General features: G+C 54.7%; 25 protein-coding genes. 19 read left to right on the top strand and 6 right to left on the bottom strand.

Annotated features, from left to right (window positions below; all coding sequences use genetic code 11):
- Nucleotides 1–122: 122 nt before the first annotated feature.
- The 3 genes from ABD920_RS16900 (at nt 123) to ABD920_RS16890 (ending at nt 2861) form a co-directional block, all read left to right on the top strand.
- Nucleotides 123–872 carry an SRPBCC family protein gene (locus ABD920_RS16900; protein WP_345160669.1) on the top strand — a complete coding sequence of 250 codons (750 nt, stop codon included), beginning with the start codon at nt 123–125 and terminating at the stop codon, nt 870–872.
- Between the two features lie 42 nt (nt 873–914).
- The gene (locus ABD920_RS16895) at nt 915–2090 is read left to right on the top strand and encodes a zinc-dependent alcohol dehydrogenase (RefSeq protein WP_345160668.1); all 1176 of its coding nucleotides are present in this window, start codon (nt 915–917) and stop codon (nt 2088–2090) included.
- A gap of 180 nt (nt 2091–2270) precedes the next feature.
- Nucleotides 2271–2861 (top strand): hypothetical protein, encoded by a 591-nt coding sequence (locus tag ABD920_RS16890; RefSeq protein WP_345160667.1) that lies wholly within the window; start codon nt 2271–2273, stop codon nt 2859–2861.
- 80 nt (nt 2862–2941) lie between these two features.
- Here the strand turns inward: ABD920_RS16890 and ABD920_RS16885 are convergent, their stop codons facing one another.
- Nucleotides 2942–4351, bottom strand: a complete 1410-nt coding sequence (locus ABD920_RS16885) for a high affinity choline transporter 1 (protein ID WP_345160666.1) — start codon at nt 4349–4351, stop codon at nt 2942–2944.
- A gap of 362 nt (nt 4352–4713) precedes the next feature.
- On the opposite strand from ABD920_RS16885, the gene ABD920_RS16880 reads away from it, so the two are divergent.
- From ABD920_RS16880 to ABD920_RS16850, 7 genes are all read left to right on the top strand, one after another.
- Nucleotides 4714–5610, top strand: coding sequence for a M48 family metalloprotease (locus ABD920_RS16880; protein WP_345160665.1), 897 nt, complete (start codon nt 4714–4716; stop codon nt 5608–5610).
- A 124-nt stretch (nt 5611–5734) separates the two neighbouring features.
- Nucleotides 5735–6448, top strand: a complete 714-nt coding sequence (locus ABD920_RS16875; RefSeq protein ID WP_345160664.1) for a head GIN domain-containing protein — start codon at nt 5735–5737, stop codon at nt 6446–6448.
- A gap of 18 nt (nt 6449–6466) precedes the next feature.
- Nucleotides 6467–7051: a hypothetical protein gene (locus tag ABD920_RS16870; RefSeq protein WP_345160663.1), complete on the top strand. Its 585-nt coding sequence runs from the start codon at nt 6467–6469 to the stop codon at nt 7049–7051.
- Between the two features lie 51 nt (nt 7052–7102).
- The gene (locus ABD920_RS16865) at nt 7103–8017 is read left to right on the top strand and encodes a M28 family peptidase (RefSeq protein WP_345160662.1); all 915 of its coding nucleotides are present in this window, start codon (nt 7103–7105) and stop codon (nt 8015–8017) included.
- Nucleotides 8018–8348: 331 nt separating this feature from the next.
- Complete coding sequence (locus ABD920_RS16860; protein WP_345160661.1) at nt 8349–9119, top strand: outer membrane beta-barrel protein; 771 nt, start codon at nt 8349–8351, stop codon at nt 9117–9119.
- A 95-nt stretch (nt 9120–9214) separates the two neighbouring features.
- Nucleotides 9215–10234 carry an SDR family NAD(P)-dependent oxidoreductase gene (locus ABD920_RS16855; protein ID WP_345160660.1) on the top strand — a complete coding sequence of 340 codons (1020 nt, stop codon included), beginning with the start codon at nt 9215–9217 and terminating at the stop codon, nt 10232–10234.
- A gap of 62 nt (nt 10235–10296) precedes the next feature.
- Nucleotides 10297–10812: an NUDIX domain-containing protein gene (locus ABD920_RS16850; RefSeq protein ID WP_345160659.1), complete on the top strand. Its 516-nt coding sequence runs from the start codon at nt 10297–10299 to the stop codon at nt 10810–10812.
- A gap of 113 nt (nt 10813–10925) precedes the next feature.
- Here the strand turns inward: ABD920_RS16850 and ABD920_RS16845 are convergent, their stop codons facing one another.
- Both ABD920_RS16845 and ABD920_RS16840 read right to left on the bottom strand, forming a co-directional pair.
- On the bottom strand, nt 10926–11636 hold the full coding sequence (locus ABD920_RS16845) for a hypothetical protein (protein ID WP_345160658.1): 711 nt from the start codon (nt 11634–11636) through the stop codon (nt 10926–10928).
- 56 nt (nt 11637–11692) lie between these two features.
- Nucleotides 11693–13543, bottom strand: coding sequence for a glycoside hydrolase family 3 protein (locus ABD920_RS16840; RefSeq protein ID WP_345160657.1), 1851 nt, complete (start codon nt 13541–13543; stop codon nt 11693–11695).
- Nucleotides 13544–13777: 234 nt separating this feature from the next.
- Between ABD920_RS16840 and ABD920_RS16835 the strand changes: the two genes are divergently transcribed.
- From ABD920_RS16835 to ABD920_RS16815, 5 genes are all read left to right on the top strand, one after another.
- Entirely contained in the window at nt 13778–14587 is an 810-nt protein-coding gene (locus ABD920_RS16835; protein ID WP_345160656.1) for a rhomboid family intramembrane serine protease, read from the top strand.
- A gap of 11 nt (nt 14588–14598) precedes the next feature.
- A complete protein-coding gene (locus ABD920_RS16830; protein ID WP_345160655.1) occupies nt 14599–15411 on the top strand; it encodes a TVP38/TMEM64 family protein in 813 nt (270 codons plus the stop codon).
- Nucleotides 15412–15818: 407 nt separating this feature from the next.
- Nucleotides 15819–16292, top strand: a complete 474-nt coding sequence (locus tag ABD920_RS16825) for an RlpA-like double-psi beta-barrel domain-containing protein (protein ID WP_345160654.1) — start codon at nt 15819–15821, stop codon at nt 16290–16292.
- An 88-nt stretch (nt 16293–16380) separates the two neighbouring features.
- Nucleotides 16381–17226: a potassium channel family protein gene (locus tag ABD920_RS16820; protein WP_345160653.1), complete on the top strand. Its 846-nt coding sequence runs from the start codon at nt 16381–16383 to the stop codon at nt 17224–17226.
- 281 nt (nt 17227–17507) lie between these two features.
- The gene (locus tag ABD920_RS16815; RefSeq protein ID WP_345160652.1) at nt 17508–18065 is read left to right on the top strand and encodes an HD domain-containing protein; all 558 of its coding nucleotides are present in this window, start codon (nt 17508–17510) and stop codon (nt 18063–18065) included.
- A gap of 56 nt (nt 18066–18121) precedes the next feature.
- Here the strand turns inward: ABD920_RS16815 and ABD920_RS16810 are convergent, their stop codons facing one another.
- Nucleotides 18122–18313 (bottom strand): hypothetical protein, encoded by a 192-nt coding sequence (locus ABD920_RS16810; protein WP_345160651.1) that lies wholly within the window; start codon nt 18311–18313, stop codon nt 18122–18124.
- Between the two features lie 202 nt (nt 18314–18515).
- On the opposite strand from ABD920_RS16810, the gene ABD920_RS16805 reads away from it, so the two are divergent.
- The 3 genes from ABD920_RS16805 (at nt 18516) to ABD920_RS16795 (ending at nt 20379) form a co-directional block, all read left to right on the top strand.
- A complete protein-coding gene (locus ABD920_RS16805; protein WP_345160650.1) occupies nt 18516–19466 on the top strand; it encodes a sterol desaturase family protein in 951 nt (316 codons plus the stop codon).
- Between the two features lie 158 nt (nt 19467–19624).
- Nucleotides 19625–20134, top strand: a complete 510-nt coding sequence (locus ABD920_RS16800) for a hypothetical protein (protein ID WP_345160649.1) — start codon at nt 19625–19627, stop codon at nt 20132–20134.
- 77 nt (nt 20135–20211) lie between these two features.
- On the top strand, nt 20212–20379 hold the full coding sequence (locus ABD920_RS16795) for a hypothetical protein (protein ID WP_345160648.1): 168 nt from the start codon (nt 20212–20214) through the stop codon (nt 20377–20379).
- 145 nt (nt 20380–20524) lie between these two features.
- Here the strand turns inward: ABD920_RS16795 and ABD920_RS16790 are convergent, their stop codons facing one another.
- Both ABD920_RS16790 and ABD920_RS16785 read right to left on the bottom strand, forming a co-directional pair.
- On the bottom strand, nt 20525–20965 hold the full coding sequence (locus ABD920_RS16790) for a hypothetical protein (RefSeq protein WP_345160647.1): 441 nt from the start codon (nt 20963–20965) through the stop codon (nt 20525–20527).
- A 106-nt stretch (nt 20966–21071) separates the two neighbouring features.
- Nucleotides 21072–22121 (bottom strand): nucleoid-associated protein, encoded by a 1050-nt coding sequence (locus ABD920_RS16785; RefSeq protein WP_345160646.1) that lies wholly within the window; start codon nt 22119–22121, stop codon nt 21072–21074.
- A gap of 246 nt (nt 22122–22367) precedes the next feature.
- Here ABD920_RS16785 and ABD920_RS16780 point away from each other — a divergent pair, with 246 nt between their 5' ends.
- Nucleotides 22368–23018 (top strand): hypothetical protein, encoded by a 651-nt coding sequence (locus ABD920_RS16780; RefSeq protein ID WP_345160645.1) that lies wholly within the window; start codon nt 22368–22370, stop codon nt 23016–23018.
- Nucleotides 23019–23053 lie beyond the last annotated feature (35 nt).

The following is a 23053-nucleotide window of genomic DNA, read 5'->3' as shown; positions in this document are numbered from 1 at the left end:
GGGGCTTCTGTTCAGGCAGTAGCCCCCTTGCTTTTCTAAAATAAGTGAAACTGTTTATTATTATAGGTACAAGGGTAACATGTACTGTGAGAGAACACGTATCCAAGAAGAAACTTTATTTTATGGATACATACAACTCGAAAATGTCTGATGTGCTTGGTACAAACAACATCTCTCCACCCAGTACGGGATCAAGCCATATAAATGTGGGAGACACTGAGCGCATTGTTTCTTTGGTGGGAGGCGCTTTGCTGGCCTACTATGGACTGAGCAAACCTAATGCAGGCGGCATTGCGATGGCCGCCGTCGGAGGGGCACTTCTTTTCAGGGGCGCAACAGGCTACTGCCCTATGAACGAAGCCTTGGGCCGTGACTCCTCTTCCGGTAGAGACATCACCATCGAGATTACCCGCAGCCTCACCATCAACAAGCCGCGCAGCGAGGTTTTCCAGTTCTGGCGCCAGTTAGAGAACCTGCCGAAATTTATGGAGCACCTGCAGGATGTTCGCCAGCTTGGGCCGAAACGCTCGCACTGGGTGGCCAGAATACCAAAGGGAGTGGGCACGGTAGAGTGGAACGCCGACATTGTGCAGGAGGAACCAGGCAGCTTGATCGCGTGGCGCTCGATGCCCGGTTCGGATATAGACAACGCCGGAGAGGTGAGGTTTACCGATGCGCCGGCAGACAGGGGCACGGTGGTGCAGGCCTCTATTTCGTACAGGGCGCCGGTTGGCGCCGTTGGAGGCAATATTGCGAAGCTGCTGAACCCTACTTTCAGACAAATGGTGGAAAATGATTTACGCCGCTTTAAGCAGCTCTTAGAGACAGGCGAGGTGGTCACTACGGAAGGGCAGCCGGCCGGCAAACGTTAAGGTTGACCTTACGCTATTGTTGTATATATAACCCAGATCACGATGAAAGCACTTTGTTGGAACGGCATCAACGACCTGAAGGTAGAGCGGGTGCCAGACCCATACATTCTGAACGAGGGCGATGCAGTTGTCCGGTTAACCATGTCTTCGGTCTGCGGGTCTGACCTGCACCTGCTCGACGGCTATGTCCCCACCATGAAAGCAGGCGACATTATCGGGCATGAGTTTATGGGGGAGGTGATAGAAGTAGGCCCTGGCGTAAAGAAACTCAAAAGAGGCGATCGCGTGGTGGTGGGCTCTGTGCTCGGCTGCGGCAGTTGCGAGTTCTGCCAATCCGACCAGTGGTCGCTCTGCGACAACTCCAACCCCAACCCGGAAATACTGGAAAAAGCCTATGGCTATGCCGGAGCCGGAATTTTCGGCTACTCCCACGCCTTTGGGGGGTATGCCGGCAGCCACGCGGAATACATAAGGGTGCCATATGCCGACCACGGTGCCTTTAAGGTGCCAGAGGGCGTGAAAGATGAGGCGGCAGTGTTCACCTCGGATGCTTTCCCGACGGGATATATGGCGGCGGATATGTGCGGCATCGAGCGCGGCGACACGGTGGTTGTGTGGGGGGCCGGCGGCGTGGGCCAGATGGCCATGCAGAGCGCCTACCTGTTAGGTGCTGAGCGCGTGATCGCCATCGACCGGTACGGTGACCGGCTGGCAAAGGCCAAACAGTATGCGAAGGCGGAGGTGCTCAACTACGAGGAGGTGGACATACTGGAGGCGCTGAAGGAGATGACGGGCGGCCGCGGACCGGACCGTTGCATCGATGCCGTGGGCATGGAGGCGCACACCACCGGCATGGAGCAGTATTACGACAAAGCGAAGCAGACGCTGCGCCTGCAAACCGACCGGCCAGCCGTGCTGCGGCAGGCGATCATGGCCTGCCGCAAAGGCGGCACCGTTTCGATCGTGGGCGTATATGGCGGCCTGCTGGACAAGTTCCCGATGGGCGCGGCCATGAACAAGGCCCTGACCCTGCGGATGGGGCAGATGTTTGCGCAAAAGTATATCCCAAAGCTGCTGGAACGCGTGGCCGCCGGCGAGGTGGACCCCTCCTATATGCTTACCCACAAATGGACACTGGACCAGGGTCCGGAAGGGTACCGGATGTTCAAGGAGAAAACAGACAATTGCATGCGTGTGGTCTTCACGCCCTCACAATAGCTCGATGGCAGGCCATGCCAACCTTGTGGGAAACTAAGGAACCCTCTTTTAGTTTTTGGGGAGGCGCTGAACCATAGAAAGCGAGGGTAGTTATATAGAAGTCGGGAATAGGATACAGGGCTCCCGTCAGTAGAACATTGGTGCGTAATTTGCTTCAAGGAAGGTTTTAAGAAGAAGATAATGAGTAGATTAACGTTTCTGTTTAGCCTGCTTCTGCTGTTTGCGCTGGCGACCGGGTGCAAGCAGGCCAGCGACCTGAAAGCCTTCTCCGAGGCTAAGTATAGCCTGAAGGAAATGCACAACCTGGAGCTGAACGGCGTGGATGTGATGCAGAAGCGAAGTCCATACGACTTCACTACCAGTGAGGGCGACAGCCTGCTTGCCTCCATTTCTAACAATACCCTGCGTGCCAGCACCACCTTGCTGCTGCAGGTGCAGATGCCGGAGCTGGTAACTGACCGGCAGATGACGATCACGGAAATGAAGTGGCAGCTCCTGGTGGATGGCGAGGAGACGCTGCAGGGCGTGGTGCAGGAGCAGCTGGACTTGCACGAAGGCCTGAACGAGCTCCCGATCCAAACCTCTGTTCTTATGTCGGAGCCGGAAGGCATGCGCAATTACGAAGGCCTCTCCAAGCTCATGACGATGCTCTCCCTGAAAAAAGACCTGCGCCAGCGGCTGAGGTTCCAGATCAAACCAACCGTGCAGACACCGGTGGGGGAGGTGGAGCTGCCGGAGTATATCACCGTCGCGGATCCCTCGAACAGCTGATCTGACAACAGCCGATATATAGAACGCCAGCCACTCCTCGGCTGGCGTTCCATATATCGGCTGTTACGGCTGGGACTCGCTCAGGTAGCCTTGTTTCTGGCGGTTTCCTGCGTCACTTCCAGGGGCTGTGGCCATAAAAGCTGCCCCAGGAACAGACCGGCCACACTTGCCGCCAGGCCATATAGCATTGGGTTGATCTCCGGATCGAGGGACAGTGCCAGCAGCCATATCCCCATGCCTGCCAGCATCGAGGCAATGGCCGCCGCCGGGCTGGTTTTGCGCCAGAACATGCCTGCCACCAAAGGCACGAACAGACTCACCAAACTCAGCGCCGACGATTCACTCACGAGTTCATATATGTTGCTGCGCATCAGCGCCATGGCCAGCGAGACAGCGGCGACCAACAGCACGCTCAGGCGCGAGAGGCGCAGCAGTTTGGCATCCGTCATATCCTTCAATAGCGGGCGCAGCAGGTTCTCACTCAGGATAGAGGCCGGCGCCAGGATGCCGCCGCTGGCCGTGCTGATAATGGCAGACAGCAGCGCGCCGAAGAAAAGCACCTGCAGCAGCAGCGACGACGAACGCAGGATAAGCCCTGGCACCAGCAGTTGCGCATCCTGCAGCAGTAGCTCCGGGTGCAGGTGCCGGGCATAGAGGGCCAGCAGCAACGGCATAAACGCCACCGTCAGGTACAGCACTCCCGCACTGATGGAGGCCGCCACGGCCACCCGCTCCGACTTCGCCGACATCACCCGCTGAAACACATCCTGCTGCGGAATAGAGCCAAGGCCAATCGTGATCCATAAGCCGAGGTAGTTAAGCCAGCTCACCGCGTCCCGCTCCCCGGGTACAAATCGCATAAAACCGTCGGGGAGGCCGTTAGTCACCTGCTGCAACGGCACCTGCTGCGTCAGTTCCCAACAGATATAAAGCAGGCCCCCAATGATCATCACAGTCTGCACAAAGTCCGTGATCGAGACAGACCACATGCCGCCCAGGAAGGTATAGCCCACCACGATGCCGCTGCCGATCAGGATGCCACTGGTGGTGGAGATGCCGAAAACCTGGTTCATCACGATGCCGAGCGCCACCATCTGGGCCGCAATCCAGCCGAAGTAGGAGATGACCATGAAAAACGCAGCCAGCTGCTCGGTGGTTTTGTTGAAGCGCACGCGGTAGTAGTCCCCGAGCGTGAGCAGGTTCATGCGGTAGAGGCGCTTGGCGAAGAAAACGCCCACCAGCACCAGGCACAGCGCCGCCCCGAACGGGTCCTCGATCACGCCCAGCAAGCCGTTCGCAGCAAACTCAGAGGAAGCGCCCAGCAGCGTTTCGGAGCCGAACCAGGTGGCAAACACCACCGTGGTGGAGATATAAAAGGGAAGCCGGCGGCCCGCCAGCAAAAAGTCTTTGGTGTTGTGCACGCGGCGCGATGCCCAGTACCCTATCCCCATGTTGAAGAGCAGGTAGAGCAGCACAAAAAGGATCAGCATGGCAAAACTGTTTTGCCGGCTAAAATAAGCAGAACATCGCGTCTGGCAAGTGGTAAAATAGAATAGCGATCCCAGCAGCGTAAAATAGTGATCCTACAGGTAGATAAGATGACACGAAAGTGAAAAACGAGGCCACTATAACAGGGGCTGACCCGGCAGCCGCCACCTGCTCCTGCAGGTAGGAATCACGCGATTCTCCACATACCCCCTGGGTGTAGATGGAATAGAAGCCCCTGACTGGAAGGGGCATTGTGGAAGAGGCCGTCTTTCTGGCAGAATATTTGCAACAGCGATACCATCTGTGATACTACAGCGTTTACAGCCACCGTTTGACCTATACCGAACTTTCAAATCCTCTTCTGATGCAACAATACCTGAAAAGCCTGACATTGCTGCTATACCTGGCCTTGGCCCCTTTGTTCGGGCCTGTTGCCATAGCTGCCACCCCCAAACCGGAGGCCCCTACAACCGTTGCCGGCGCCCGCGACATTGTGCAGGAGATTATCAACGTGATCGGGTTGAAGCCGCGCTTTGAGCTGCAGCCCGCAGATATCGACAATGCCGCTGCCGTGGTATACAATGGCGAGCGCTATATCCTCTATAATGAGCGTTTCCTGGACGCGATCAACAATGCCGTCCACACTGATTGGGGCGGTGTGAGTATACTGGCGCACGAGATTGGGCATCACCTCAACGGACACACGCTCAGCAGAAGCGGCAGCAACCCGGAGGATGAACTGGAAGCGGATGAGTTCTCTGGTTTTGTGCTCCGCAAGATGGGCGCCAGCAAGGCGGAGGCCCAGGCAGCGATCGAACTGCTCTCGGAGGAGGAAACCTCCAGAACACACCCTGGCAAGAGGTATCGTCTGGCCGCGATCAGCAAAGGCTGGCAAACCGCCAACGACCAGCTGCTGGCCAGTGCAAAGGGGCCGCAGCCGGATAACCGCGGCATAGTTTCCCAGAACCGGCCTGCGCAGCAGCGCCCGGCCGCAGCCACGCAGCGCGTGGCCCTGGACAGCCGCAGTGTGCTGACGCGGGTAAATTTTAACAAGGCGCCCCAGGAGCAGTTTTACCTCACTACCCGCTACAATCTGGTGCATATGACGGAAGACGGCGTGCAGGTAATCGGCAGGCTGGCCAAAACGAATAACCCCGATTACCCTTACTATTTTGAGAGTGACTTCCTGGACACCATCTTTGTCACGGATGAGGGGTATCTCGTTAACAAACGCGGGCAACGCGTAGGGCACCTGTCTTAAGCAGTAAACTAACTGAGTTCAAGAGCCATATCCCTTTCGGGTGTGGCTTCTGTTTTATCGGGCGATATGCGCAGCTTTTTATATCTTGCTTTCTCAAAAACCTGACGCGAACCTCTGCTACACCATGAAAAATACGTTCATTCCTGCCGCCATCCTGGCCTTTGCCGCTTTTCTCACCTCCTGCGACGAAGGAGGCAGGTGCCTAAAAGGAGAGGGGGACACTGAAACACGCACATTGGATATAAGCCGGTTTGAGGGTGTGCGCGTCAGCGGCAGTACGCGTGTTTTCATCACCAGGGGCGACCGGCAGGGCGTAGAGGTAAAGGGCCAGCCCAATATTCTGGACGAGATGGAAACAGCGGTGGAGGATGGCGTCTGGGAGATCGCCTTCAACCGCTGCCTGCGTGACTATGAGACGGTAGCGGTCTATATAACCGTGCCCGCGCTGACCTCGGCAAGCGTGGGAGGCTCCGGCTACGTGGAGCTGGAGGACGAGTTTACAAGTGACGCATTCGATGCCAGCGTGTCCGGCTCCGGTGATTTGAAGCTGAGACTCGACACCGACCGCCTGACTTCCCGTATCAGCGGGTCCGGCACAATACATACAGCAGGCGAAGCCGAACGGCACAGTATTTCCATATCCGGCTCCGGCAACAACAACAGCTTTGATCTCCGGGCGATGGAGACGGAAGTGGATATTTCAGGGTCGGGGCAGGCGGAGGTGGCCGTGCGGAACAGCCTGGACGTTGAGATAAGCGGAAGCGGGCGCGTGTACCACAAAGGCAACCCCAGGGTGAAGGCCGATGTGTCCGGCTCCGGAAAAGTAATCAGTAAATAAAGAAGCGCATAGAAGTATATGAAACATAAGATTGCAAATTACACGCTGGTGCTGGCCCTGTTGCTGGTCAGCTTTGCCTGTAAAACGAGGAGTGACGTAGAGGCTTTTAAAGAGGCGGACTACAAACTGCAAAGTGTGGACCGGGTGGAGGTGAACGGCGTAAACTTCCTGAAAAAAGGGGTGCAGGATTTTTCGTTCAATGATGCCGCCCGGCTGTTTTCGGCTTTTTCGGACAACAGCCTCAAAGCTGTCTCCACCATTGGTTTAAACGTAGCGCTGGGCGAGGGGCACGAGGAACGCACCATGACCGTGACGCAGCTGAAGTGGCAGTTGCTGGTGGATAACGAGCAGGCAGTGAGTGGCCTGGTAACGGAGCCCGTGGAGTTGAAGAACGGCCTGAACATCATTACCGTCAGCTCGCCCCTCAAACTGACGGAGGTGAACGGAAGCCCAGACCTGAACAGCCTGCTGCAGTTGGCCTCGCTCCTGAACCAGGACAAGTCAAACCGGCCCAGCATCACCCTGCAGATAAAGCCGACGATCTTAACTTCCGTCGGTCCGTTCGAGGTCCCGGCTTTTATCAACATCAAAGACAGCAAATAGGTCGGCCGGTGTGAGCCGGTTAACTCAGCTATATAGAAACAGCCACCCCCTATGAAAAAAATCCTTGCCTTCTCGCTGTTGCTCGCCCTCCCGTTTATGGGAGTGGCCCAGCGCCACGAACTAAATAAAGCGCTGCTGCTGAAGGATGTACAGGTGCTTTCCGCTGATTCGATGCAGGGGCGGCAGAGTGGGAGCGCGGGCAACAAACTGGCGCAGGAGTATATCCTGCAGCGCTTCCGGCAGGTAGGCCTCAAGCCGTTCGGGGAGGATTACAGGCAGTTTTTCCGCATTGGGGGAAAGCGGCTGGTGGTGGAGCGGGCAGTGAACCTGGTGGGGTATATACCGGGTAAATCTGAAAAGGCCATTGTCGTGACGGCACACTACGACCATGTGGGGCAGCGCGACGGGCATATATATAACGGTGCCGATGACAACGCCTCCGGCGTGGGTGCCCTTTTGGCCGCAGCCGGTTATTTTGCACAGCATAAACCCAAGCATACGCTGATTTTTGCGGCGCTCGACGGAGAGGAACTTGGCCTGCAGGGGGCTAGCGCTTTCCTGGGAAACCCGCCCGTGCCGCTGCAGAACATCCTGCTGAACGTAAACCTGGACATGCTCAGCATCAACGATAAAGGGGAGCTATATGCCAGCGGCGCTTACCACAACCCGCAGCTGAAACCATACCTCGAGCAGGTGAAGCCCCTGCCGCAGGCAAAATTAGTGCTGGGCCACGACCTGCCGGACCAGGGCCACGACGACTGGACATCGCAGTCAGACCACTACCCGTTTTACAAGCGCGGTATTCCGTTTGTCTATTTTGGGGTGGAGGATCATCCGCATTACCACAAGCCGACAGACGATTACGTGCAGGTGAACAAAGCCTTCTACCCGGATGCGGCGGCACTGGTCCTGGATTTTATCCGGATCATAGATGCCAACGCAGACAAACTGAGGGACAGGAAGTAGCGGTGGTGTAACGCCAAAGATATATATTGACATCAAATATCGCAGGAGCAGCCATGCCTACATGGCTGCTCCTGCGATATGGAGCGGGTGTCGTTCCTGTGCGTTTTAGTATATATATTAGCTTATTTAGATATAAAGATGAAATAATCGTTTTTTGTCCATCTTTATATCTGCTCAGCCGTAAATAGGGGAAACTGAAGCGCTGCTCTGCCGCATGATTGCCTTCACGGCTATATATAATCGGCTCAGCCTTCCGTGCGGCAGTCTCCCTTGGGAGATACAGCCATGAGAACTATTTGTGTACCTCAATCATGCAAACCCTGTCTTACCTATGAACGGGAAACTTTACCCTTTCCTCCTATTCCTTTGCCTGACCATCTTTACCTCCAGCAACGCTGCCGCACAATCCCTGTTCGGCGGGAAGCACAGCGTCAGTAAAATGCCCGAACGCGGCATTGTAGTCGTGCTGGGAGGGGGCGTGACAGCCGTGAAGAGTAATATCTGCGGCAGCCCAAGCTGTAACGAGTTCGGCCCGAACGTAAGTGTGGGAGCCCTTTACAAGATGACGCCCTACCTCGGCGTGAGCGGCCAGGTTGACTATGCCCGTTTAGGCGCGACGGAGAAGGGGCCGCAACGCCCGCTCAATATTTCCTTTCGGTCAGAAGTGATCGGGGTAACCGGCACAGCGGTGGTAAACCTGCTGGATAGCTATGCCGGCGGCTTTGGCTACCGCTCGCTGCGCAAGCGCTTCATTGTACCCTATGCCAGGGTAGGCGCTGGTTTCGTTTACTATACGCCTACTTCGTTTCCGGGGCAGGGCGACCTGCAAGACTCCCAGGTAACCTATGATCCGGCGCGGAAATACCCTGCGCTTGCCGTGGTTATCCCGTTCGGCGGGGGGCTGAAATTCAGGCTGAATGACGAGTTCAGCGTTGCCACCGAGCTGATGTACCACATTACTACCACCGATTACCTGGATAACATCGGCCCGGAACTGCACCCTGCGCTCACCAAGGACCATTATGGGATAGCGTCTGCCAAACTGATGTACACGCCCCGTATCCAGAATAAAATCTTTTCGCGTAAGTACTCCCGCAAATAGCCCTACACTTCGCTGCTCCCGTAGAGGAAAAAGCGGATAAGCCGCCTTCTATTACTGCGCAGCCGTGTCCGCACTTCACTAACAAACCTAAGACTATGAAAACAGAAGACAAGAAGAAGCTGTGGTGGCTGGCGGCAGGCGCGGGTGCCTTATTGGCCGCGCGCAGTGTCAGCAGGAAAATGACCGCCTACGACTTTAATAACAAAACCGTGCTTATTGCCGGCGGGTCGAGGGGACTTGGGCTGGTAATGGCCCGGCAACTGGCCGCCGAAGGGGCCCGCCTCGTGCTGTGCGCCCGCGATGCATCCGAGCTGGAAAACGCGCGCATGGAACTGGCTGGAAACGGGGCCGAGGTACTGGTGCAGAAATGCGACGTGACCGTGCAGCAGGAGGTGATCGATATGGTCACGAACGTGCAGAACGAGTTTTACCCGATAGATGTGGTGATCAACAACGCGGGCATCATACATGCCGGGCCTGTGACGGAGATGAACATAGAGGACTTCGACGAGGCGATCAAAACCCATTACTGGGCGCCAATCTATACCACAATGGCAGTGCTGCCGGCCATGAAGGCACGCGGCGGGGGTATGATTCTGAATGTGGCCTCCATCGGGGGCAAGATTAGTGTGCCGCACCTGGTGCCGTACAGCGCCAGTAAGTTTGCGCTGGTGGGGCTTTCGGAAGGGCTGCGGGCAGAGCTGAAGAAGTATAACATAAAGGTGACCACTGCCACGCCGGGGCTGATACAGACAGGCAGCACCGGCCACGCCTATGTAAAAGGCCAGCATAAAAAAGAGTACGCGCTGTTTAAGATTATGGACTCGAGTCCGCTGACGTCAATGAGCGCGGAGGCCACTGCCCGGCAAATACTCGATGCCCTGCGCCATGGCGACGCGCAGGTGACCACCACGCTTCCAGCCAAGTTTGGCGCGCTGCTGCATGGTCTTTCCCCGGAGCTGATGACAGACTTGTTCGGCTTTGTGAACAGGCTGCTGCCCGGCGAGGGCGGGATCGGGAAGAACAGAGCCAAAGGGTATGAAAGTGAGTCCGAGCTGTCAGAGTCGTTCCTGACAAAGCGGACGCAGCAGGCGGCACAGCGAAACAACGAATAAGCTTCATTAACCAGTATATATAAAAGAAGCGGCAGGCCCTTTGCATCTGCCCCAGGTACCCTATGGAAATCAAGAAAAAGGAATGCGCTTACGACGGCTATTTTAAGATCAATAAACTGACCGTCTCACAGAACGGGCATACATTTACGCGCGAGCAGTTTGACCGGGGAAACGCCGTCGCCGCGCTCGTTTTTGATACCGAAAAACAGGAATACATCCTGACCAGGCAATTTAGGATCGGGTCTGAGTCAGAGTTGATCGAGGTGGTGGCCGGCATGGTGGACGAGGGGGAGGAGCCAGAGGAAAGCATCAGGCGGGAAATAGCGGAAGAAATCGGGTACCTCGTTGACCGGCTAGAGCACCTCTACAGCTTCTACTCCTCGCCGGGCGGCAACACCGAGCGGGTGGAGCTGTATTACGCGGAGGTGTCTGAGCAGTATGCAGGTGGCGGAGGCAACGCCCACGAGCACGAGCAGATAGAAATCCTGCGCTACCCGGCGCAGGAGCTGGATGCCCTGGTGACGCCTGACGCCAAAACGATCATCGCGCAGCAGTGGGCAAAGCTCCAGCGGAAATAACCGGTGATGCCCTATATAAAGGGTGCGCGAACGTGCAATCTTCTGTTCGCGCACCCTTTATATATAAGCAGCCTATATATACTATATATAAACACCTGGTTAGCCAATCGCCATTACTCCGTGCTGCCCTGCAACATACTCTGTGTGTCAGCAGCGCCTTCCAGTGTCAGGTACTCCGCCTGCAGGGTCCGGATCTTCAGCTTATCCGCCGTCCTGAGCTGGCCCTCGATCTCGCCGCGGCGCTGGTTTAGCTGGCTGTACACGTAATCGACGTAATCCCAGTCATTTTGGGTCCAGGTGCGGCGGTTTGTTCGCACTTCTCCCATAAATGTCAGGTATGCTTCCCGAATGTTCTCCGGCTTCACCTTGTCCAGGTTTTGGTAATCGCGCAGAAGCCTTTCCCGCCACTGTGCCAGCTCGGCAGGGGCGAGCGGTTGTTGCTGCCTGCGCTCCTGGCGCTCTTCCCAGCGCTCGTAGCGGCTCTGCAGCTCCCTGTACTCTTCCTTTGATTCTGCTGAAAGGCTGTCGAACTTCTGCTCCAGCCTGGCATTCCGCTCGCGCAGTTCTTCGCGTACGGCAGGCCACTCGCGGCGGATGGCGGTATCGCCTTTCTCCGTCTGCCGGTTAAGCCACGCCCTGAACTCCTCCAGTTCGTCCTCAGCCGTGTTTCCTGTTTTGATAACGCGGGCAGTATCCCCCTTTTCAGCGGTGTCTACCGTAATTTCTTCTGTTCCTTCCACCTCCCTTCGGCCTTCGCAACTCCAGAGCCCGATGCTGAGGCAGAGGATGACAATATAGCGGATGAATAGTTTTAAAGTGTCCATAGTTTCTTTTTAAGGAATTATCCTGCTCTTTTTACGCAAAGCATTACCTGAAGATACTAAGGGGTGGCGAGCAACGGTACGTCTTTGCTGATGCCATCCCCGTAGGCGTAGTGCTCATTTACCGTCACCGGAAGCCTGCCACGTGCCGCAATCTTGCCGAAAATAAGGCTGGCGGCGGCCTCCTGGGCATGAAAGTGGGGCTGGTAGGCCATGATCAGCGCCCGGCTTTTCTCGATGTCGGGGAACTGGGTCAGGGCGTAAGCATTATCAAACAGGGTGATCACCGCTTTATCAGACCTTGCCAGCTTTTGAACCAGCGCCGCCGCCTCCTTTGAGTAGCCGAGGTTGTTGCTGGGCCGGATGCTAGGGCCATATAGCCCCACCAGCACGACATCGAACCGCTGCAGCTTTTTCCAGAGCTTTCTTGTTTCCTTAATATTGGCTTTGCGCGAAAGAACAAAGTCGGTGGTGGTGGCGTGCTCCTTCACCTCGCGCTGGAAGGAAGTGGTGCGCCTGGCGCCGACCGAGAGGGTGGCAATGCGGGTCCTGCGGCGCTGCCTTACGGGCAACATGCGTTTCCTGTTGTTCAGCAGGGTAATGGCCGCCTCTGCTATCACGTGGTTGGTGCTGTCGGCGGCGGACGTGTTCAGGTCTTCGTACAGGTTTGTCAGGTCAATGGGCTTGTACTTGTCCAGCCCCACCCACTGCTTGGCCGCTAGCACGCGTTTGCAGCGCCTGTCAATCTCAGCCTGTGTCAGGTCACCGCGCCTGATGGCCGCCTTGATTGCCCGGATGGCCCGAGGCACGCTGTTGAGCCGCTCCAGCACATCATTGCCGGCCATCAGGGCGCGCACCTCTGCCTCGCCGGGGGCGAAGTACTTTGTCACGCCTTTCATAACCATGGCATCCGTAAACACCAGCCCCTCGAAATCCATATGCTTTTTGAGTAGGCCTGTCACAATGGGCCTGGAGAGCGTTGAAGGCAGGTTGGCGGTACTGTCGAGGCCGGGAATGTGCATGTGGGCCACCATCATACCTCCGAGGCCATATTCGATCAGCTGCCGGAAGGGATATAACTCGAGTGAGTCGAGGCGCTGCCGATCAAAGGAAATAACTGGCAGGTCGTGGTGGGAGTCCACGTCGGTGTCGCCGTGGCCGGGGAAGTGCTTTGCCACCGCGATAATGTCGTTCTGCTGCATCCCCTGCATATAGGCAAGGCTTTTGCCGGCCACGTCCAGCCGGTTCTCACCGAAAGAGCGGTAGCTGATCACCGGGTTTTTGGGGTTGTTGTTGATATCGGCTACGGGTGCGAAATTGACGTGCATGCCGAGGCGCTTGAACTCTGCCGCTATCTGCGCTCCCATGTTATAGATCAGCCCGTTGTCGGCCACGGCACCCAACATTTGCTGAAACGGGTACTGCACGGTGCTGTCAAGGCGCATGCCCACGCCTGTTTCTGCATCCATAGAAATCAGCAGCGGAACTTTTGCCGCTGCCTGGTAGCTGTTGGTGAGCCTGGCCTGCCGCACCGGCCCCCCCTGGAAAAAGATAATACCCCCGACCTTGTACTGCTTTATCAGCCGCATCACATCTGCTTCGTACGCCGGGCCTTTGTCTGAGAAAGCTTCAATGATCATGAGCTGCGCGATGCGTTCTTCCGGCGACAGGGTGTTGAAAACAGAATCCACCCAGGCTGACTCCGGCTCCTGCAGGGCCCTGATTAGTGAGACAGGGCGTTCGTAGGGTACCCGCTCCACCGCCAGGACGGGAACCGGCTTGGCACTGGCTGCGTGCTGTTGGTTGCCTTTGTCAGAGGATTCGTTGCAGGAAAGCAATAGCACCGGCAGAAGCGCCAGCGTTAGCAGGCGCTGAAGGTGAGAAAAGGTACTATGTTTTATCTGAAGCATAGTTTTGATTAAACGCCACATGCTCCTGCTTTCTTGTGCAGATGCCCTCTCCGGCCATGCGTCAGGCCTGAACAGGGGCGGGGGCTTTACACCACCAGCCGTAGCGGATCGTTGATGGAGCCACTACTTTACGAGAAAATCCTAAAAGTAGATTAAGTTATATACCTCCCTTTTTGTTTAGAAACTTTATCTTTCCTGAAAAAGCAGGGGCTGAAACGGCTCCCGACCATACCCATGGCAACATTTTTTTCTGACCAACACACCGTCGACCTGCACGAGCAGCAGACAGATTTCGGCTACAGCTTCCTGCCTGGCACCTTGTTTGCCGCACTGCTGGCGCTTATAGGCCTGCTCAGCTACCTGACGGAGGCCAACCTGACATGGCTTGGGGTGCTGCCGCGCAATTTCTTTGGGCTGATTGGCATCGTGACAAGCCCGCTTATCCATGGCGACCTGCTGCACCTGCTCTCCAATGCTTTTCCGCTGGTGCTGCTGTCAGGGTTCATCCTGTTTCTGCACCGCAGGGTAGCTACGCGCGTTTTTTTGCTGGTCTATCTCCTGAGCGGCATCCTGACGTGGCTGATCGGCCGGCAGGCCTACCATGTGGGGGCAAGTGGCATCGTGTACGGTTTGGCGGGCTTCCTGCTGTTCAACGGGTTTCTGCGACAGAACCGAAGCGCGATGGCTGTTTCGCTGGCGGTGCTTTTTTTATACAGCGGCCTGTTCTACGGCCTATTTCCAAACGAGGAGCGGGTATCGTGGGAGGGGCATGTGGCGGGGCTGCTGTCGGGGTTGGTGGCTGCGATGGTATATGGCGAGGGTAACCCGAAGCCGGCAGGTGCGGCGCCCATAGCGCCCGGCATTGTGCAGCGGCACATGAGCAACACACTGGGGCACCACTACCATTACTACGGCATCCGGTACACGGTGTCGGCGACTGCAAAAGAAAAGCGTGAAAGCTACACGTATAGCCTGGACCCGGCCACCGGAATTGCACAAATGCCAACCAAGTATGCCGCTGTTTCGTCTACTAAAAGGAAATAAACAGCAATGCAATGGCAGAGGAGCAACAGGATAAGCCTTTTATATATAAACAGCAACAGCACCAGAGAGGAGATTACGCGCACGAACCGGAAGTAACGCAGACTGCGCAGGAGAAGAACAACGACGATAGGCAGCAGGAGGGCAAGGAAAGCAAGTGGCCCCTGATCATCACCGTTCTGCTCATTGCCGCCCTGGTTGCTTCCTACTTCATCTTCCCCGGTTTTCAGCGGGAGGTGCAAAATGCGTGGGACGTGCTTACGAGCGGTGACGAAAAGCGCATCTCGGAGTGGGTGAGTCAGTTTGGGTTCTGGGGGCCGTTCTTTATTGTGCTGGCCATGATCGCCCAGATGTTCCTGCTCGTGATAAACGTGGTGGCGCTGATGCTGGTGGCCATCATCGCATACGGGCATTTCTGGGGATCGCTTATTGCCATTGGTGCTGTGGCCGTTGCCTCAACAGTTGGTTACTGGATCGGGCGCAGTGTGGGCGAGGCCGGTGTCAGCAAGCTCATCGGCAGGAAAACAGAGCGCAAAGTGACCACGTTTGTAGATGATTATGGCGTATGGGCTATCATCATTGCCCGCATATCTCCATTCCTGTCGAACGATGCCGTGAGCATAGTGGCGGGACTCGCCCGCATGGGCTACCTCAAATTCATGGGGGCGACCCTGGCGGGTATTGTGCCCCTTACGGTGCTGCTCGCCTGGCTCGGGCAGAACAACGACCGCCTGAAGTCCGGCCTTATATGGGTCTCAGCCGTCAGCCTCGCGGGCTTCATCGCCTACATCGTTTATGACAAGTACTTCCATAAAAAGAAATCCTGATTACAAACTTTTCGACGCGGCCAAGCACTGCGAGACCCTGACGCAAGCTTCCTGAACCTCTTCTTTCCCGAAAGGCTGAAAATGTTCCACGCATTAAGCAGGCGCTTCAGCCAGGAGCTGCTTTATCGGTGTTCTAAATAAATTAGCTATATACCTACATCTGTGTATTAAGACGAAAGCATATAGTGTAAAATCTATAAATAAAATTACAAAATATATTATTAAAATATTAATGCGGGCTGATTCTGCTAATTTTGCTTATCCTGGCCTATAAAGCTGTATAATAAAACCATTCTGTTTAGCTGTCGTTAAAGCGGGTTATTGCAAATTAAACCGATGTTCCACGAAAAGGATAGCTTATGTTTAGGACAAAATTACTCGCTGCCGCGTTTTCCATTCTTGTAGCAGTGGCTGAAGAATTTTCCTTATTTAACGAAGAATCCCCGGCACTCACAACCGAACAAAAAGACAACGAACTGAAAGAGACCATATGGAAGCTGAGAGCTCCCGCCCGTACCATATCACAAATCGAACAACCGACCACCGAAACCATCACTGTCTCCGCTTCTGTATACTTCCCCGTGCCGGGGCAGACGGACTCAACCCCGTTTATCACCGCTGATGGCTCGCGCATCAACGAAAAAAACCCGAAAAAGCACCGCTGGATAGCTGTGTCCCGTGATCTGCACAGCCGTTGGGGCGGCGAAATCAGCTACGGCGACTCCCTGCAGGTTACCGGCCTCTCCCATGAACTGGATGGCATGTACATCGTGCGGGATATCATGAACCGCCGCATCCGCAACCGTATTGATATACTGGTGGGTGAAAAAGATAAAGTAATGGGATACTGGGACGAAGTACAGATTGCCAAACTGAATTAACACCCGCTTTATATCTAACCGAACATCTTTCTGCGCCGTACCCTATGCAGTAGCCACAGCAGGGGCTGTGGTGCGCTAGCTAGTAGATATGGGGGAAAAGAAACTGCCGCAAGATCCGGAGAAGCAGGAACTGGAGAATGAGCGCTATGAGTTGCTCGACAGGCTGCAAAACGGCTTGGAGATACCGATGGTGGTGCTGGGTTTCATCTGGCTGGTGCTGCTGGTGGTTGAGCTTATCTGGGGCCTGAGCCCGGTGCTGCAACTGATCAACAACGTTATCTGGGGTATCTTTATCCTGGACTTCGCCCTCAAGTTTACCCTGGCCCCGCGAAAGCTGCGCTTCCTGCAGCAGAATGTGCTCACCACTATTTCCCTTGTTGTTCCTGCCCTGCGGCTCTTCCGCATTACCCGCGCTTTCCGGCTGATCGGCACGGTGAGGGCAACGCGCGGCCTGCGCCTGGTGAAAGTGGTCGGCTCCGTGAACAGGAGCATGCGCAGCCTGGGCAAGGCCATGTCGCGGCGTGCGTTCGGCTATGTTGCGGCCCTAACCCTGGTGGTGATAACGGCGGGCGCAGCGGGCATGTACGCCTTTGAGAACGAGCATGGCCTTACGACCTACGGCGAGTCTGTGTGGTGGACGGTGATGCTGCTGACCTCCATTGGCAGCGACTATTTCCCGGTGACGCCGGAAGGTCGCGTGCTGTGCCTGTTGCTGGCGATGTACGGTTTCGCTGTGTTTGGCTACTTTACCGCCACGCTCGCCACGTTCTTCATCGACAGCGATGCGGGGAGCGAGGAGACTGAAATGGTAGGTGCGCGGCAGGTGAAGGCGCTGCATCATGAGATAAGGCTGCTACGCGAAGAGCTGCAGGCGGTGCTGGAACAGCAGGAGCAGCGCCCTCCGAGTCCTAACAACCCTCCACCCAATTTATAAACGCCTGCCTAAGTATATACCGGGTGTTTTCTCTTACAACTGTTGCTTTACAACACCCTGCGGCTGAATCTATATATATAGATTGATATCCTTTCAGGAGGCTTCTTTATTAGCTAAATAGACAGGACATATGCTGCTTGCCTGGGACCAGGTATATATGGGTGAACAGATTTTATAAACTATATCCTGCCGGACTATATGATTCCGGCTTATGCGCGGTGCCGTTTGACGGCACGGCCGCATTCGTTATTATTGCAGCTTTCATAACTACAGGACGAGATATGACACGCAAAGAAGCTTCTGAAGTACTGAGAAGCATGACGAAAAGCGACAGCCTGTTGCGCCACGCCCGCACCGTGGAGTTGGTGATGCAGGCCTATGCCCGGAAGTTAGGGGAAGACGAAAACAAATGGGCCATTGCAGGCCTGCTGCACGATGCCGACTACGAGGCCTATCCGGAGCAGCACCCGGGTGTGATCGTGCGCCTGCTGCGCGAGCGCGGGGAGGAGGAGATCGCACACGCCATATCGGCGCACTACACCCACTGGGGCGTTAGCTACGACACCCTGCTGGACAAGGCGCTGATTGCATGCGATGAGGTGACAGGGTTTATCGTGGCCTGTGCGCAGGTGCGGCCAGACAGGCTACAGGGGCTGGAGGCGAAGTCCGTGGTCAAGAAGCTCAAGCAGAAAAGCTTCGCCGCCTCCGTTGACCGTGACGAAGTAAGTAAAGGCGCCGCCCTGTTTGGGGTAGACCTGCAGGAACATATAGGCTTCATCATCGGGGTGCTGCAACAACACCATCAGGAACTCCAGCTTCAGCCGCAGGCAAGCGCCTGATAAAGCAAAATACCTTTTCGTGGCGGGCAGCTGAAATATATTAGCTACCCGTCCTTTTACAGGCTGTATTCCCGCAGGATCGCATGGCCTTCCGGGTCATCCCGGGCTTCTACTACTTCGTTGATCACAAACTGTATTTCCTCCTCCGTCCAGTTTTCCTTTTCGGCTGCTTTCACAAAGAGGTCAAGGGCGGTGAAGCGGGAGCCCTGGGGTGGTAAGGTGGCTTTTACTTTTTTCCGAATGCGCATGGTTCTTTGCTTATGCTGCAAATGTACGAATGTGAAAGTTTTCTTCGAATAAAATACAGGGAGGTATCTGCCTGAGTTTAACCAGCCCTATCGGTGACTTCCTATGCTCCTGCAGCTTCTGCAGCATCCGGCGGCCCTTTTTAGGCTTAACTCTTTACCAGATTGGCCGTTGATAAGACAGTAGCTTGTTAGCAGAACGCCCATGGAGAAAGAGATTTTTACATTTGATGACTTACAGCGGCTTGACGAGCTTACGGTGATGCATTATGCCGTACCGGTTATTGTGCTGTCGGTGGTGGGCGAGTGGCTGGTGGGGCTTTACAGAAAGCGTAACTCCTACCACAAAACAGAGTTTATGTCGGCCCTTACCATTGGTGCCGTAAACACGGTGCTGAGCGGAGTGCTGAAGGTATGGCTTTTTGGCGTAGCGCTATATGTCTACAACATGGTGCCCTGGGCCATGCCGCGTGCCTGGTGGGGCTTTATCGTCTGTTTTATAGCCGTTGATTTCTGCCGCTACTGGGCGCACCGCATCGCGCATGAGCAGCGCTTCTGGTGGGCCACCCACGTTACGCACCACTCCTCCGAGCGGATGAACTTCTCGGTGTCTTTCCGCACCAGCTGGACGCAGCACATTAAATTCATCTTCTTCCTGCCCGTGCCCCTGCTGGGCATCGACCCGTTTACCTTCTTTATATGTCACCAGGTGGCGGTGCTGTACCAGTTTTTTGTGCACACCGAGCTGGTGAAGAAACTGCCTGCGCCCATCGAGTATATTTTCGTGACGCCCTCGCACCACTGCGTGCACCACGGCTCCAATGCGAACTATATCGATAAGAACTATGGCTCCACGTTCATTATCTGGGACAGGATGTTTGGCACCTTTGTGCCGGAAGTGGAGAAGCCTATATATGGCCTCACCAAACCTGTTACCTCCTTTAACCCCGTGTACCTTGTTTTCCATGAGTGGGTCGATCTTGTGAAGGACCTGAAGCATGCCAGGTCAGTAGGGGAGGTGTTCCGGTTACTGTTTTACCCGCCCGGGGCCGTGGTGACAGAGCACCAGCGGCTGAGTTTGCAGCAGGAGACAGCTGTAAAGGGGGAGGTTAAAGAGATGCAAATAGCAACGGCAGACACGGCCGAAGTCGCCTAAAAATCAATTCAATTTGAAGTCAACTGGGCAGGTAGGTAATCCATGTAGCTTTCCCTATATTGTGCTGCAGGTTTCCGTTGGGAGATGGAGCGGTGGAGCCCTTATAGTGGGAGTAGTATTCCTTCTATATGATAGCTATGAGTTATTAAAACAATAAGATGCACAAGTTTGACGACTTAATATACAGAAGTACAGCATTTGCTTTGAATGCATTGGAAGAAGCGAGTTTAAAAGTGTTAAATGAACTACAAACAGGGGCATCTACTATTGCTGTTAAGAATCTACAAATGATTCAATTACAAAAAGTGATATTGGCTACTGGTATGTTTTCCTTATTTGAATCAATATTGCAAGAAGAGTTATCATGTCAAGATGGTTTCAAAGAGGCTAAAAAGATACTTAGTAAAAAAGGGAAGAATGAACTTCACGATCGTTTCATTGACTTCTATTATGCTATCAATGTACTTAAACATGGCAAAGGAAAGAGTTATAATGCTCTGGTTGCAAAATCTGGGTTATTACCGTTTAAGATAAAAATACCGGAAGAAAATTTCTTTGAAGAAGGAGATGTTTCAGAAGTTTCTACATTAATAGAGGTTGATAATCAATTCGTTTTAAACTGCGCAGAATTAATAGAGCAAGTTTCTAAAGAGATAAGAATTGAATAATAACAAACCATAACAACAGCTAGGGTAGCTACGCCACAGCAAAGCCCAGCACGTTAAAGCCAAAAAAACCATAAGCCATGTTGAAAGGATTAGCTATATTATTTGTGGCTGCAGTAGCGCTATATTGGCTATTTTACCCATTCTTAAAAAACACCGTTAAAAGGAAAAAGCTGATGAAGTGGTTTTTCATTATATATGCCATCGCTGCTGCTTTCTCCATTATCGGAACCTTCTTCCTGGATTAGCGATGCTCTGAAGCAATCCAAACAGTAAAAGTCCCGGCTGCACCCTGTATAGGAGGTGCTGCCGGGACTTTTACTTCATTCCATATATATATATATATGGAATGAAGCTCAGTTTATATATACCTTCCCCTACGGCAGATATGCTTTAGTAGCTCTCCTGGTAGGGAAGCCCCTGCTGACGGGAGGTGGGGTTGCTCTGGGCCTCGGGGGGCACGCCCATCTTCTCCTCGCGGCGCTGCTGGTACTGCTGAAACTGAACCGGCGACAAAACATCCTTCAGCTGCGACAGCCTTGTCTCACTGATCACATCCATCTGCTGCACCATCTGGCGCGGGTCTTTCAGGTACTTTGCTTTGGCTGCCTCGGCATGCTGCATGCTGGTCAGGTTAATGGCTTTTACTTTCTGCGCCTGGTCGGGCGTCAGGCGCAGGTGCGAGGCCATGCTTTTCGTTATCTCCTCAGCGCGCTGCTCCATCGTTTTCGGGGCCGCCTGGGTTGTCTTTGCCTTTGGCTTGGCGGCAGTTGTCTGTGCGAAGCTGGCGGTGGAGGCCAGGGCAAAAAACAGAGCGAAGGTTAGTTTCTTCATAAGGCAATTGATTTCTTCCGGTGCTTAAAACAATTATCGTTCCGGTTTAGAGCAGCCGGGGCTACAAAAACAAAACGCGCGCTAACAATAGTTCGGAGGCGTAAGGTTAGCTTTCGCTGTAAAAATAAACTTTGTAAAAGTGCATGCCGCGCTCCTTGTCAAAGCCGCGCTCCACGTACTGCTCGCTCTGCTCCGGGTTGTAGCCGCTGAACTTGATCTCTATCTGCGTATCGAGCTTGATGAAGTTGCGGAACTTGCGTTTCATGTTGCGCACCGTGTTTTTGTTAATGGCAAAGTCGGTGAACCCTTCGATGTCGCGCTCCTCGGCGAAGGCCTGGCTGTAGTTCTTGAAGCGCTCCTTCGTCTCCGGTTCATCGATTACGCTGCTCGTGAATTCTTCCAGGTCAAACATCTCGCTTTTGGAGAAATAGTCGACGGAGCGGCTGATAAAATCCACCTGCGCCTTTTTGCTCTCCGTCTGTGCAAACACCTCCTCCGAGAAGTCCTTGCACAGGTTCAATACGGCCTTAGTATTGAAGTTGGTGTCTTTCAGCTCCGATACGTTCAGGAAATCTTCCTTCCAGAACAGGGCGTCGGTGCTGTTGGCGTCCACCAGTTTCACCCGGAAACCGTCTTCTGCCTCTACGTTAAAAATCATGCAGCCCTTGTCCACGCTTTTCAGGTTCACGCCGGAGTGGTAATTCAGGCTCAGGTCATCGTCGCCGTCCTGGAACGTCAGGAACGTGTCTTTGTTTTCGGACTTGAAAATGCCCACCGCTTCCACCAGTTCGTCGTCCATCATGCAGCCGGCAAAGTGCACCACGTACAGTTCGCCGCTCTTTACCTTCGGGTGGTCCGACTGCTCGTAGAGATGGTTCAGGATATGCACCGAGTACTCCAGGAACTTGGCGGGCTCGTTGAAGATGAGGGCCGAGTAGGCAAACATTTCGTTCAGGGCGATGTCGGAGGTATGGGTGAAGCGGAAAAACTCCTCCTGCTTAAAGGGGGACAAAAAGTAGTTCAGCAGCAGGTCGCTGAGTTGCTCATCCCGCAGGTCCACCAGATCCCGAGAGGCTACCACGCCCTCTTCTTTTGCTTTGTTGCCTACCCGGTGCACGGCCAGTTGCTTCAGGCGCACCTGTGTTTTTTCGTTCATCGCTACATCCTGCTGTTTCGGGTGCAAAAATACCATTTTAATCTTAGCCCTCCCCATAGGATTCCTAATCTGGCAGAATTTCGTCCCGCGATTATGATGCAGCAAGAGGATTGGCCATATAGCGCCAGCCAAGGCAGGATGAACAGGTAATCTAGCGGTTTATCAAGCGGTTTCGCTGCCAACCCGGAACGATAGCCAGATGAGGCCGGTATATATAACCTAGGAACAAGCCACACCCCAAAGCCTATGGAGCCAAACAACGTTGCCCCGCCACCCTGGTCGCTCACCGGCGACGGCCTGGTGCTGCTCTACCATATACCCCAGGGCTTTAACCGGCAGTATGGGTTTATGGCCGATTTTCAGCACGAGGCCTACAGAGGATGGGTGGGCGCTGTGGTACTGGCAGACTACAAAACCTCGGGCGTGAGGCCTTACCGGGAGCTGCTCTATCTACCCGGCCTGTTCCGGATAGGCGGGAGCCTGACCTTCTCCATCTCCAGGATTTTCGTCTCGACAAGCGACAGCGTCCGGAACGGGCAGCGGAACTGGGGCATCCCCAAAGAACTGGCGTCGTTTGAAGTAAGCAGCCAGCCGGATGGCATGCAGACATACAGAATCGGCAATGCCGGGAATAACTTCTTTGAGGCGCGGGTAAAACCGTGGGGGCCACGGTTCCCCTTTTCTTCCAGGCTGATTCCATTCACGCATATCACGCAACAGTTGCATAACCAGTTGCTGCGCACGCGGCCCGTCGCGTCCGGGAGTGCCCGGGTAGCTTCGCTGGAATACCTTGCCGCCGACCCGAAGTTTTTCCCGCCTGTCCACCAGCTAAAGCCACTCCTGTCGTTTTATCTTCCGGGTTTCCGCATGACTTTTCCTGCTCCCAGGTTACTGTAGCGCTTCCAGGGTTCCGTAGCTTCATCGACAGGCAG

This window comes from Pontibacter saemangeumensis (assembly GCF_039541895.1).
Lineage (GTDB): Bacteria > Bacteroidota > Bacteroidia > Cytophagales > Hymenobacteraceae > Pontibacter > Pontibacter saemangeumensis.
Note: the sequence above shows the minus strand (reverse complement) of the source record. Positions and strands in the feature narration are given on the sequence as shown.